The sequence below is a fragment of the Bacillus sp. J14TS2 genome (genome assembly GCF_018333015.1).
Lineage (GTDB): Bacteria > Bacillota > Bacilli > Bacillales > Bacillaceae_C > Lederbergia.
The window spans coordinates 165931-179079 of sequence record NZ_BORE01000002.1 but is presented as its reverse complement, the minus strand read 5'-3'; the positions used below and the strand labels follow the sequence as shown (position 1 = coordinate 179079).

11 protein-coding genes are annotated in these 13149 nt (G+C 38.7%); 4 read left to right on the top strand and 7 right to left on the bottom strand.

Features of this window, described 5'->3' with window-relative positions; all coding sequences use genetic code 11:
- Window positions 1-59 precede the first annotated feature (59 nt).
- The 3 genes from KI375_RS03440 to KI375_RS03430 are packed head-to-tail and all read right to left on the bottom strand — an operon-like array spanning window position 60 to window position 3519.
- Window positions 60-932 carry a carbohydrate ABC transporter permease gene (locus KI375_RS03440; protein WP_212972153.1) on the bottom strand — a complete coding sequence of 291 codons (873 nt, stop codon included), beginning with the start codon at window positions 930-932 and terminating at the stop codon, window positions 60-62.
- Window positions 932-1891 carry an ABC transporter permease gene (locus tag KI375_RS03435; RefSeq protein WP_212972425.1) on the bottom strand — a complete coding sequence of 320 codons (960 nt, stop codon included), beginning with the start codon at window positions 1889-1891 and terminating at the stop codon, window positions 932-934. The genes KI375_RS03440 and KI375_RS03435 overlap by 1 nt, the downstream gene beginning before the upstream one ends.
- Window positions 1892-1950: 59 nt before the next feature.
- Complete coding sequence (locus KI375_RS03430; RefSeq protein WP_212972152.1) at window positions 1951-3519, bottom strand: type 2 periplasmic-binding domain-containing protein; 1569 nt, start codon at window positions 3517-3519, stop codon at window positions 1951-1953.
- Window positions 3520-4323: 804 nt separating this feature from the next.
- Here KI375_RS03430 and KI375_RS03425 point away from each other — a divergent pair.
- The 3 genes from KI375_RS03425 to KI375_RS03415 all read left to right on the top strand — a co-directional run bounded on the left by KI375_RS03425 (window position 4324) and on the right by KI375_RS03415 (window position 7651).
- Window positions 4324-6033, top strand: a complete 1710-nt coding sequence (locus KI375_RS03425; protein ID WP_212972151.1) for a metal ABC transporter solute-binding protein, Zn/Mn family — start codon at window positions 4324-4326, stop codon at window positions 6031-6033.
- 134 nt (window positions 6034-6167) lie between these two features.
- Entirely contained in the window at window positions 6168-6884 is a 717-nt protein-coding gene (locus KI375_RS03420; RefSeq protein ID WP_212972150.1) for a metal ABC transporter ATP-binding protein, read from the top strand.
- Entirely contained in the window at window positions 6821-7651 is an 831-nt protein-coding gene (locus KI375_RS03415) for a metal ABC transporter permease (RefSeq protein WP_212972149.1), read from the top strand. The genes KI375_RS03420 and KI375_RS03415 overlap by 64 nt, the downstream gene beginning before the upstream one ends.
- A 252-nt stretch (window positions 7652-7903) precedes the next feature.
- On the opposite strand, the gene KI375_RS03410 is transcribed toward KI375_RS03415, so the two are convergent.
- Complete coding sequence (locus tag KI375_RS03410; RefSeq protein ID WP_212972148.1) at window positions 7904-8704, bottom strand: RDD family protein; 801 nt, start codon at window positions 8702-8704, stop codon at window positions 7904-7906.
- A 107-nt stretch (window positions 8705-8811) separates the two neighbouring features.
- Between KI375_RS03410 and KI375_RS03405 the strand changes: the two genes are divergently transcribed.
- Window positions 8812-9792: a stage II sporulation protein M gene (locus KI375_RS03405; RefSeq protein WP_212972147.1), complete on the top strand. Its 981-nt coding sequence runs from the start codon at window positions 8812-8814 to the stop codon at window positions 9790-9792.
- Here KI375_RS03405 and KI375_RS03400 read toward each other — a convergent pair.
- Genes KI375_RS03400 through KI375_RS03390 form a run of 3 tightly spaced genes read right to left on the bottom strand, consistent with a single transcriptional unit; the run spans window position 9770 to window position 13144 of the window.
- The gene (locus KI375_RS03400) at window positions 9770-11128 is read right to left on the bottom strand and encodes a DUF58 domain-containing protein (protein ID WP_212972146.1); all 1359 of its coding nucleotides are present in this window, start codon (window positions 11126-11128) and stop codon (window positions 9770-9772) included. The genes KI375_RS03405 and KI375_RS03400 overlap by 23 nt on opposite strands.
- The gene (locus KI375_RS03395; protein ID WP_212972145.1) at window positions 11079-12008 is read right to left on the bottom strand and encodes an AAA family ATPase; all 930 of its coding nucleotides are present in this window, start codon (window positions 12006-12008) and stop codon (window positions 11079-11081) included. The genes KI375_RS03400 and KI375_RS03395 overlap by 50 nt, the downstream gene beginning before the upstream one ends.
- Window positions 12005-13144 (bottom strand): DUF4350 domain-containing protein, encoded by a 1140-nt coding sequence (locus tag KI375_RS03390; RefSeq protein WP_212972144.1) that lies wholly within the window; start codon window positions 13142-13144, stop codon window positions 12005-12007. The genes KI375_RS03395 and KI375_RS03390 overlap by 4 nt, the downstream gene beginning before the upstream one ends.
- Window positions 13145-13149 lie beyond the last annotated feature (5 nt).

Here is a 13149-nt window from a genome sequence, read left to right as displayed (position 1 = left end):
TCCATTCACGATTATCTATTTAAACCTATGTATATCCATAGGGGAATTGGGAATAAAACTTAATCTTTCATTGAACCAAGTAGCATTCCCTTGTTAAAATGCTTTTGAAAAAAGGGATAGACACATAACAATGGAAGAGCTGTTATAAGGATGGCCGCCATTCTTGCAGAATGTGTAAAATTGACACCCTGAATCTCCTGTTGTCCAAAGTCAGCATCCCCTTCAACAAGCATTAGCTTCAAGAACACTTGGAGGGGCCACTTATTATTGTCATGCAAATATAAGATGGCATGAAAATATGTGTTCCAATTATACACCATGTAAAATAAAGTAAAGGTGGCGATTGCTGCCTTAGACAAAGGGAGGACAATGGTAAAGAGAATCCGCCATTCCCCCGCCCCATCAATACGGGCAGAATCAAATAATTCATCAGGAAGTCTGACGAAAAAACTACGCATGACAATCAAGTTAAATGGGGCGATTGCCGTAGAAAACCATAGAGCACCATACGTATTGACCAATCCTAAACTATCGACAACTAAATAAGTTGGAATCATCCCACCTGAAAAAATCAATGTGAAAACAACGATGAAATTTAAGAATCCGCGACCTTTTATAAACTTCTTAGATAAACCGTACGCCATTAATGTTGTGATCGCAATATTAATAAATGTACCAATGACAGTAATTTCCACAGCGTTTTTAAATGCTTTCAAAAAAGAACTATTTTGCAATAAATAAGTATATCCCTCTAAAGTAAAGTGATGTGGAAGGATAAAAAAGCCACGAGTTAAATATTCTTTTTCCGGTGCAAAAGAAGTCATCACAACATAGAGGATCGGGAGTATGATTATGATCAATCCAATGATAAGCAAGCCGTAAACAACCGCATCCAGGAACGTATTTCTACCTTGTGGGTTGTGCTTTGCCATTAGAAGATCCCCTCCTCTCCAAGTTTTTTAACGATTTTATTGGCTCCAATCACCAAGATAAGACCAACAACTCCTTTGAAAATTCCTACTGCTGTTGTATAACTGAAATTCCCCATTAGTATTCCAGTTCGATAAATGTATGTGTCGAAGATGTCAGATGTCCCCATATTCAATGGATTTTGTAATAATAATACATGTTCAAATCCAATATCCATAAAGGCCCCTAATCGTAAAATGAATAAAATCACAATAACGCCACGGATAGCTGGCAGCGTAATATGCCATATTTGTCGTAATCTTCCTGCCCCATCAATCGAAGCGGCTTCATATAGATTTGGATTTACCCCTGCAATGGCTGCCAAAAAGATAATGGCTCCCCAGCCAGTTCCTTGCCAGATATTTTGTAATATCCAAGTGATTCGGAAACCGCCTAGAGTTGTCAAAGGTTCAACAGTATGGAAGCCTAAATCTTTCAGAAGTACGTTTATCCCCCCATCTCGTGTAGCAAATAATACAACGGTAATTGCTACAATCACAACCCATGATAAAAAATGCGGTGCATAAAAAATTGTTTGTGAGACAACTTTAAACCATTTGCGTCTAACTTCATTTAGTAAAATGGCTAATAAAATTGGTATTGGAAAAAAGATGACGATATCAAGGCAACTTAGGATCATCGTATTCGCCAGTAATGGCCAAAAATCTCTTGTTGTAAAGAGTCTTACAAAGTTGTCGAATCCCACCCAGGCACTCCCCCAGAAACCTTGAAACGGATCATAGCTTTGAAAAGCAATGACAATGCCTGCCATCGGAATGTATTTAAAAAGGATGAAAAATAAAAAACCCGGTAAAATCATCATGTAAATAGGCCAGGTGCGCTTAAAATTAAACCCTGTTTTTTTCGGACGTATGGGTTGCAAAGTCTCCTCTGCATAAGTGGACGAAGTAGATGTTTTCATGCTCATTAGCTGCCCTCACTTCCTTTCTAATAAGGAAGGGGCGAAGATGCCCCTTGCGTTTACTCCTTAGCTTTCTGTTTTTGGTAAGCTTCATTTACTTCTTCGATCATTTTGTCTCCCCCGTCTGCTTTCCAACGAGCAATGGCCTCATCTATATAATCAACCGGTTTTCTGCCTGCAATAATATTGGCGATCGCTTCATTAAAGTCTGCTGCCAGATCTTTTGAACGTTCTTGGAAGGTTGGCGAATCAATCGTATAAGGATCCCCTGCATCCGTCCATACTGATGGATATTGATCAACCGCTTTCTGAAATTCAGCATCATATTTTTCTTCTTCTGGAGTCCAGCCGTGAACATTAAATTCATCATCGTTTGCCCGGAATAACCAATTATTTAATAAACTGATTTGTTCTTCATAGGTTTCTCCTTTTTCTGTTAATATAATTTCATCATCTACATTTTTCTCCCAAATCTCTCCTTCTGGGCCATCTTTCATCACCACAGTCCCTTCATCGGTAATCCACCAATCGAGCCATTCTAAAATCCGATAAATTTTCTCTTCATCCATTTGAGCGTTTAGAACAAGCTTCCCTCTCCCTTGGACAGGCACGATTAGGCCAGACTCCCCATTAGGCCCTGTTGGTGGATATGGAATCATAACAAACTCCGCATTTGGATCAATCTTTTTTAATGCTTCTTCCCGTTTTTGAATCTCACCTGGACTAGCGATCTCCCAGCCAAGCTTATTCCCCTCCACTAATGCCTCGATGTCACTTCCGATATTTGTGGCGAAATTATGATCAAATACTCCCTCTTCATAAGCTTTACTTAAAAATGTTAATAGTCCCTTCCATTCTTCGTTTTGTTCCTCTAGTTTTATGAGTCTGCCATCCTGTTCCTTCCATTCATAAGCAAGACCGTATGCAGCTTGAAGAAATGCATTTCTATTTTTCCCTAAACCAGTGGAGGTTCCAAATTCATTCGTAAAACCGACTGTATCGTCTTTTCCTGTTTCATTTGGATCTTGTTCGACAAAAGCTTTTGATATTTCGTAAAACTTCTCAATTGTAAATTCCTCTGGACTTGGAATCGATAACCCCAACTTGTCCAACCAATCTTTTCTAACCCACAGACTGTTACTATATTTCATCGTATATTTGGGAAAACCATATATTTTTCCTGGTTCATTAAATACTTCAACTGCTTCTTGTGGGAACTCACTTGCTAATTTTGGAAATTCTTTTAAATAAGGCTTGAGATCCACGAAAGCTCCTTGCTTTTGCCACTTCCTAAATTGAACCGGTTCATTGACCATGTAAATGTCAGGTAGATCCTTTGAGGCTGCCAAGCTATTTAATGTATTTTTATAATCATTGCCTCCTGGTACCCAGCGAATATCTAAGTCAATATTAAATTTATCCTCAATATACTTGATCGTAGGATGGTCTTTGTCTTCCCACCCTCCCCCTTGCTGTACTGGTACAATCATGGAAATGGTCATTTTTTTACTACCATCATCAACTTCTTTTCCACTCGGTTCTTTCCCGCCAGAGGAATTTTTCGAACAGCCCGCCACTATGATAAGCCCGAGAATAATGATAAAAAACATTGATAATTTTTTTTGCACTAGAAGCCCCCCTTATACAAAAAGCGAAAAGACTATGAATATAGCTAAAACCAGAATTCGCATTTTATTGTTTATCATTGTAGTAGATTTTATAGCCTCTCCATTGTAATTCTTATAGAAATATATTCAGCAAGGCTTGTTTAAGAACCCAATTTTTAAGAAAAGCGCAAAGCGCCCGCCTATCGGCGACAAGCAAATGTTCTGAGACAAAGAAAGGAGTTTTTTGCCTTTCATTGGCTCAGGTTATTATGCAGAACATCGGCTAAGTTCGCGCCGTCCTAGCGGCAGACTCAAACGCGACGTCGTGTCGCTTCGTCTGTACTAGTACATCCTGTACGTCGCAACGCCGATGGACTCGCTCCTGCGAGCCTCGAGCCGATGGCGCCTGGAGCTGGACAACAACTGCCCAGCCTTAAAGCAATCTTAAGAAAAACTTTATACTTTCTTACCTTTGAACAAAGAGCGACCGAGAAGGAAACCCATCCTTTTATTAAAAAGTTTCATATCGAGTTTTTATTGCTTTTTCTTCCTATCCGTTATTTATGTATTTTCTACCCTGAGCAATAAAAAATTTGCTTGACAACCGATAAAAGTGAGTGTAATCTGTAAATCGTAATGATTTCGATTTAGGTTAAATAAGAAAGGGATGGATATATTAGAGAGATTCACTCTTGTACATATTTTGCTAAAGTATTAATTTAGCAATCTTTCAAAATACAGGTGAACAAACAGCTTCTTCTGCTCTAACCTTAATCAGATAAGCCTCACTTTATTATTAATCTTTTAACAAAGGAGAATCTATTTATGAATCGAAAGTGGCTTTATACTTTATTACTCTCTCTTATTTCGGTGGTAACCCTTGTTGGATGTCAGTCAAAAGATACCGCTGGGAAAGATACCGCTAGTAATGAGGAGGGTGAAATTTCTGTTATTACTTCCTTTCTACCGATGTATGAATTCACACAACAGGTAGCTGGAGATCGGGCAGATGTACAACTTATGCTTTCAAACGGCCAAGATCCGCACCAATATGAGCCTAGTGCAAAAGATGTCGCGGCTGTCAATGAAGCAGATGTGTTTGTATACAGTAGTGAACAAATGGAGTTTTGGGTAGAAAGTTTATTAGAAACAGTTGAAAATAAGGAGCTTGTTGTCGCTCGGACTGCAGATGGACTTGAGAATGAAGAACATGATCATGAACACGAACATGATGATCATGATCACGGTGAAGCGGATCATGATGCTGCAGCAAGTATATCAATTGAAGGAAAAGCAGACCACTATCACACTGGTGGTGAGATTGAATTGACAGCGAATTTATCGGAAGATGTCGATTATGATCACTGGCATTGGTATCAAAGAGCTAATGCTGATGAGGAATGGGAAGTGATTTCGGGACAAGGTACAGAAAAATTAACCCTTGAGGTGCCAGAAGAAAGCTTCGAAGTACGCGCCGTGCTTTATGATGAGGACCATAACACCTATGCCGAATCTGAACCTATCGAACTTACAATTGATAATCACGATGATCATGGAGATCATGAAGGGCATGATCACGATGCTGATAAAGAACATGATCATGGAGACCATGAAGGGCACGATCACGATGCTGATAAAGAACTTGATCATGGAGACCATGAAGGGCACGATCACGATGCAGATTCAGAACATGATCATGGAGATCATGCTGAATCAGAAGGTTCTGAAGGAACAGAAACAGTAGAGATTGTTGGACTCGCTGATCATTATCATACAGGTGATATCGTGTCACTAGCTGCCGAGTTGGATGAAGAAACCGATTATGATCACTGGCATTGGTTTATGAGAGAAGATGCGGATCAGGAATGGGAAGCTGTACCAGATCAGATGACCGATCATCTTGAATATCAAACAACTGGGGAAAGCTTCGAAGTACGAGCCGTGCTTTATGATGAGGACCATAACGCCTATGCCGAATCTGATCCCGTATCGGTAGTCATTAATGATCACGGAAAGCATGACCCTCATATTTGGCTCGATCCGATTTTGGCACAAGATCAAGTCCGTATTATTCGTGATGCCTTAATTGAAGCAGATCCTGATGGAAAAGAGATTTATGAAGAAAATGCTGAAGATTTTATAGAAGAACTAAAGGCTTTAGATGAAGACTATCAGACCGCCTTTGAAGGAGCAGAAAATCGATCTTTTTTCGTGCAGCACGAAGCATTTGGCTATCTTGCAGAACGCTATGATTTAGAACAAGTAGCCGTTGGTGGGCTGTCTACTGAAGTTGAACCAAGCCCTTCTCGTATTGCCGAGATTACAAAATTAGTACAAGAACATGATGTACCAGTTATCTATTATCAGCAAGGGGCAAACTCATCCATTGCTCAAACTGTCGCGGAAGAAACTGGAACCGAAACAGCCGCACTATATGATTTAGAGGTACTCTCTGATGAGTTAAAAGAAGAAGATTTGGGATATATAGAAGCAATGCGACATAACTTAGAGACATTACAAATCAGTATTCACTAATATACAAAAAGGAACAAGCTCTATAAAGTGAAACTTCAATCAGTGGGACTTCTCACCCCAGTTGATGGAAATCTCAATTTATAGGGACTTGTTGCTTTTTTCCTTGTTGAAACAATTAGAAAGGTAGATAGAACATGTACTATATCAAAGTAGATGACCTTGCTTTTCATTATGAAAAGGAACCTGTATTAACAAATATATCATTTGAAGTGAATCCCGGTGATTTTGTGATGCTGACTGGTGAAAATGGGGCGGCCAAAACTACCCTATTACGTAACATCTTAGGCTTGCTAAAACCGACAACAGGTCAAGTCACATTGCCGGACAAAAATTGCTTTGGAAACAAATTAACTGTTGGCTATGTGCCTCAGCAAGTTGCTTCCTTTAATGTTGGCTTCCCCAGCACCGTATTAGAACTCGTCAAGTCTGGTCGTTATCAAAAAAACAAATGGTTTAGAAAATTAGATAAGGCCGACAATGAACATGTCAGACGCTCCCTTGAATCGGTAGGAATGTGGAGTATGCGGCATAAGAAAATTGGAGAATTGTCGGGCGGGCAGAAACAACGGATATCGATTGCTCGTGTATTTGCCACCGATCCAGATTTATTTGTGTTGGACGAACCTACTACCGGAATGGATATCCATTCGCGGGAAGAATTTTATAAGTTGTTGCAACATAATAGCGAACAGCACAGCAAGGGAATCCTTATGGTCACACATGATCACGAAGAATTGCGGCATTATTGCAATAAACATATCGAACTCGTACGAAAGGAGGGATTGCCTTGGAGATGTTTTTCCATGGATTCATGCAAAGAGCTTTCCAAGCCTCATTTCTCATCTCTTTAATCGCACCTTTATTAGGATTGTTTTTAATATTACGAAGGCAATCACTCATGGCAGATACCTTATCACATGTTTCCTTAGCTGGTGTGGCATTAGGGTTATTAATCAGTATTAATCCAACATGGACCAATATCTTAATGGTAGTTATCATTGCTGTTTTACTGGAATACTTGCGCATGCTCTATCGCAGCTACTCCGAGGTATCGATTGCGATCCTCATGTCAACAGGGATGGCCTTAGCATTGTTTTTGATGAGTTTAAACCAAGGAAGTACCACTTTGAATATTAACCAATTCCTATTTGGATCTATTGTAACAATTAGTACCGAGCAAGTTTGGATGTTGCTTCTGCTGACTATCCTCATTATTGGCTTGTATGCCATCTTCCGCAGAGCAATGTATGTTTTAACATTTGATGAGGATACGGCTTTTACGGCAGGCTTACCAACCAGGACCATGTCCATCCTATTTAATGTTTTAACCGGTGTGACCATCGCTATTATTATGCCAATTGTAGGTGCACTCCTAGTTTCAGCGATTATAATTTTACCTGCAGCCATCTCGATGCAAATAAGCAAAAGCTTTAATGGTACCATCTTGATCGGTATCCCCCTTGCCTTAATCGGTATGTTTAGTGGACTGATCACTTCTTATGAGTACGGGACACCCCCTGGGGCAACGATAACATTAATCCTTGTCGCAATATTCATACTGACAATCGTCTTTAAGAAAACAACTAAAGGAAAACAAAAAGAAGCAACTAGCGAATAGACTAGAAGCTTTGTCTTACATGGCTATAAGTACTTGTAATTGCATTCCCCTTTACTTTTGCCGGGCCAAGCCCCAATGACAAACAATGCATTATGGGAAGTGAGAGTTCGGCAAGACTCCGAAAGGCAAAGCCTGAAGAGTCTTGCTACTCGCCCTCCGGGAAGCGAAGTATATCCCCCCTAGTCGTTCGTTTTTTTCTTTGGTGAAAAATCCTTATGTCCCAGCATCTTTCTAAATCAAATTCCTGTTTAGTTATACCTCATATTCCCATTCGTCTTTTAAATGTAAATAAATAATCAATAGCATATTTTCTAATTCTTGTTTATCTTTATTTTGCCAGTCTAATCCTAATTTAGGAAAAATGATCCCAGCAACTTGTTCAGTCAATTGTAACCGATCTTTGACGTCTAATTGTTTAAGGCGATTTGCATATGTACGAACTAAATTCCAATCCTTCATTTCGATTGATTTTAAATTCCAAGTATCTATGGTCATACTTTCTTTTGTTAGCCCTCTCTCTTGAATTTCCTTTTCAACCGCCGATTGCTTCTGTTTGGATTGACTACTTTCATCATAAACCACAATTGTTCCTGCTAATAAATCCCCTAGCCGTTTCTTTTTCGGATGAAAGAAAACCATTAAAAGTCCTACTAAATAATAAGGCAATGAATCAATCAGTAGCAATAGATTACGAATGAAACTAGATAAAAAAGTGATGCTTTGGCCATTCTCTTGTATGACCCTAATCCCCATGATCTTTTTTCCGATTGTTTTCCCTCCCCAAAAGAATTCAAGAATCATAAAATAGCCGTAATTGAGGAGAAACACACCGATTAATATAAAAGCAATGAGATAAGATTGAGCCATTCCCATAAAGGATATATCAGGAAAGGCGAATAATAAAAGAACGCTGATAAGCATTATGATCATCATCACAAACGTTAAAATAACGTTATCTATAATGAAAGCAACAGTTCTTGACCCTAATCCTGCTAGTTGAAATTGCAGGGATATATATTCAGGCGTTTTCACGCCGACTTTTTCTTGGTCCAACGAGATCCCTCCAAAGACTTTTTTGTGAAAGTGTTTCTATTTAGATCAAAGATTATTATAATAAGAAGCATTGATCCAATTGATTGAGATAATAGGTGGGTGTCATAATGAATATTAAACAGTTTACGCAAAGGTATCGTGAAAACTGGAAAGAACTTGAACATTTAACAACTATGATTGGAAAAAGCCAAAAAAATGTGACGGCAAAATCTATGAAGCAATTTTACCAGCTATACCAAAAAGCTTCACAGAATCTCTCTTATAGCCAAACAAATTTCCCTAACGAAAAATTAACAGGCTATCTTAATGAGTTAGTCGCAAGAGCTCATAATGTGTTATATAAAGACCAAACGACGAGCATGGGACAATTCCGTCACTTTTTTACTACCACCTTTATTGGTCTATTACTAGAACAATGGAAAGCGATAGTAGTAGCTATGGGATTATTTGTTTTAGGCATGGCAGGGAGCTTTTTCTCTGTGATCGCTGACCCGCTTCATATTTACACAATTTTACCGAATGATATTGTTCAATCGGTTGATCCTAACCAACTAGGAAGTAGTGATGGAACGGTTGATTCACCGACTATGTCAGCCTCGATTATGACGAATAATATTCAAGTTGCTTTTCTAGCTTTTGCAGGTGGCATAACGTTTGGTTTACTGACAGTATATGTAATGGTCTATAACGGTATTATTGTTGGCGCACTTGCCGGACTCTTTTGGGCACATGGAAAATCCTTCGATTTTTGGGCTTATATCGTTCCACATGGTATGATCGAATTAACCGCTATATTCATTGCCGGTGGAGCCGGTCTATTAATGGGTTATAAGCTCTTTGTACCTGGTCAATATTCAAGAGGATTTCAACTAAAGAAACAATCGATCCGCTCTGTACAACTGATAATTGGGACGATCCCGTTATTTATTATCGCCGGAGTAATAGAAGGTTTTATCACCCCGGCCGCGTTTTCCTTAGAAGTAAAGTATTTTGTTGCTTTTCTCACGATTATTGGATTAATTCTATATGTTTTAATCGGAAAACAATTATTAAACCGTCGCCAAGCTATAAGAGGTGTCGATTCATAATATCAATGTAATAGGAAACAGCGATTGTTGCTAAATATTCCCCCTTGGCCTCCATCATTTGGAGGCCTTGACTTTCCCATTTATTTTTCTCCTTTTGAATAAAAAGAATTTCTTGTTGAGCAATGCTTTTTTCCATTGCAATATCTGCATATGTTGGTTGCATTGTCGCCTTTTCTACCAATTGTTGATCTTCAATTCCAATCATAAAAAATAAATGGCGTCTACGCAGGCGTTTTAAATAGTTCAAAGCTGCTTCTTCATGTAAAAACGTGCGAATATCACTAAATAGCAGAATAAGACTACGTTTTTTTTGCATTGTATCTAGAAAAGAGAACACTACTCCATAGTTAGATTCAACAGCATCAACATGCAAGTTATAAATAGCATGGAGAATAGTTTGAAGATGCTCCATTCCTTTTGCAGCTGGAATATATTTTTTTACATCATTTGAAAAGGCAAGGACAGATACATAATCCCCCTTTTTTAAAGCAGCCGCCGCTACAGTTAAAGCTGCTTCCATAGTTTTTTCAAGCTTATTGCCCTTTTCAAGCTCGGCTCCCATGATCCGGCCACAATCAATCAAAATTGTAATATATTTCCCATGCTCAGGTTCATATTCATTTGTCATCAACTCATGTAGTTTCGCTGTTTGACGCCAATTAATTTTTCGCGGGTCATCTCCTACAACATAATTCCTAATTTGGGCGAAGTCCCCCATTCCACTCTGGAATCTTCTAATTTTTTCTCCATCGTATAATAAAAACTTTTGCGCATCTTCTAAAAAGGTTCTTGTCTCCGTTAAATCCGGGATGACTTTTATATGCTTTTCTAAATCGACAAGCATTTGCTTTTCCCATAATCCCCATATACTCCGGTAGCGAAAATATAAATATTTCAGTTCGTAATTTCCTCTAACATCCGCCGTTGTTTCATATGTAACCTGATTAGCGCTTCCTTTCTCACTCTTCCCTCTCACGGGGAAGGGACGTTGAAACGATAATGGTAAGCTATCAACAAAGGCATATGTAAAAGCATACTGAGAATGATTATTTATTTCGATGATCATCTCGTACGGTAGTCCTCGTTCTAATTCTTCTGTGACAATACGCTTGAAGTGAATTTGTTTCCGTTTAGGGGAAAAAAAGAGATCTATCAAGCTTAGTAACAGCACAAAAGTATTGAGTCCGATGGCAAAACGCCAAGAAATTCCCCAAAAACTAAACAGCAATAACACTCCACTTAGTATTCCATACACAATAAGTAATCGTTTCGATGGTAAAATACCCTTATCTTGGAACAGGAACCGACCCCACCAGCTCTTGGATGACTTGATCAATGGACGCTCCCTCCAATTCTATCTGTGGAGATAACTGTACTCGATGCCGTAAAGCTGGTTTTGCTACCATTTTTACATCATCGGGAGTAACATAATCTCTCCCCTCCAAATAAGCCCATGCCTTACTTGCTTTCCCAATAGAGATAGCTGCTCGTGTACTAGCCCCAAAACGAATCGATTCAACTTCCCGTGTCTTACGTACAATTTTCATAATATAATCGAGTACACTATCCCCTAATATAATCCGTTCAATTTCCTGTCTAATTTCCAGAAAGGAATCTAATTGCATTACAGCATCCACTGCTGTTTTTAACGGTGCTTGTTCAAGCATTTGTTGAAGAACTGCTTTTTCTTCATCAAAAGAAGGAAAGTCAATGTAAAGTTTAAATAAAAAGCGATCCTGTTGGGCTTCTGGCAAAGGATAAGTTCCCTCGAATTCAATGGGATTCTGTGTAGCCACCACAAAAAAGACATCTGGTAATGAATAGGTTTCCCCTTGAATCGTTACTTGCTTTTCCTCCATCGCCTCTAATAAAGCAGCTTGTGTTTTCGCTGGTGTTCGATTAATCTCATCTGCCAAAAGGATATTGGTGAAAATCGGACCACGTATCGTTTCAAATTGCCCTTCTTGCATATTGTAAATACTACTTCCCGTTATATCACTCGGCAAAAGATCTGGTGTAAATTGAATTCGATTAAAACGACCATTTAACAATTCTGCTAACGTCCGAACAGTTTTCGTTTTTCCTGTCCCTGGAACACCTTCTAACAAGACATGGCCATCTGTAAGAATAGCAGATAAGAGTAGTCGTAAATTTGTTGTTTGTCCCATTATCTTTTCTTCGTATTTTTCTAATAAGGATGTTAATTCTGGTTTCATCCTTCCTCCACCTCTTTCCTTAAGCGATCAATGTTTTTTGACCAATATAGATATTCTTGTTTACTTATATCCTTTTTAGCTAAGACATTTGTTAGTTTGCTTATAAATATTGTAAGCTCTGTACCAGGTATGTTTATATCCCTATATGCAAGATCATCTGAAATATCTGCCCAATCTTTTGCAGTAGATATTCCCCAACGTTCTTGCATCAATGTTCTGACATACTCCGTCTGTGTACGCAAACTATCTTGATATAGTTTCCCTTTTAAATACCAAGAGGATAATGCTCGTAGTCTTTCATCACTAAAGCGAACAGATTCTTCTCTAGGAAGGAAGGTAGGACCAAATCTTTTTCCTGTATGCCATAACCATAATATCGCTAGAAATGTTCCTTGAATCATGATTAAAATAAACCATTGAGGGTAAGCATGCGCAGTAGTAAGTGGAGACTGGTTTCCATGTAAGTATTCATCAAATAATACTTCGTCTGGCGCAATATCATTTAACAATGAAATCATGATCGAAATATGGTCAGCAGTTAATATTTCTTCATTGGCAAGCCATTTCGGTGAATTCACGACATACAATTGCCCGTGGCCATAGGAACGCTTTAAGCCTATTGCTCCTTCTTTGTCCTGAAGGAGAATCTGATCAGCCGCTTCTGTTACAAGTCGTAAAGAATTGGTTATGACTGCTTGATGTTCCCTGCCATTTTGATCCGTGACAATGTCAATTTCATCTATTTTTTCCCCATTTGTTGGCTCGGTCATCAGTTCAAAAAAATCATCAGGCATTTCCGACACCAATAGAATAGAATTTCCAGCCTCCATATAAGCTTGGTATTCTTCCATCTCATGACTGTCCGGCATGATAAAAGGTTCAATGATGATAAGTAACTGATTTTGATCTGCTATTGGTAATTGTTCTGAAGATAAGTGAAATCTTTCGACTGAATCAAACTCTTGATCTAAGTATGTATAAAATGCCTTCACCCCAGTTGGAGAGGGTGACTGGGAAACGAAATCAGGATATTCTTTTTGGTTAGGTGTATAAAAGAGATAGCTTAAGACGACGAAAATAATGAGCAGAGCGGTCATCCATATCCATATTCGTTTTTGACTGGATTGTGGCTGCAATTCCT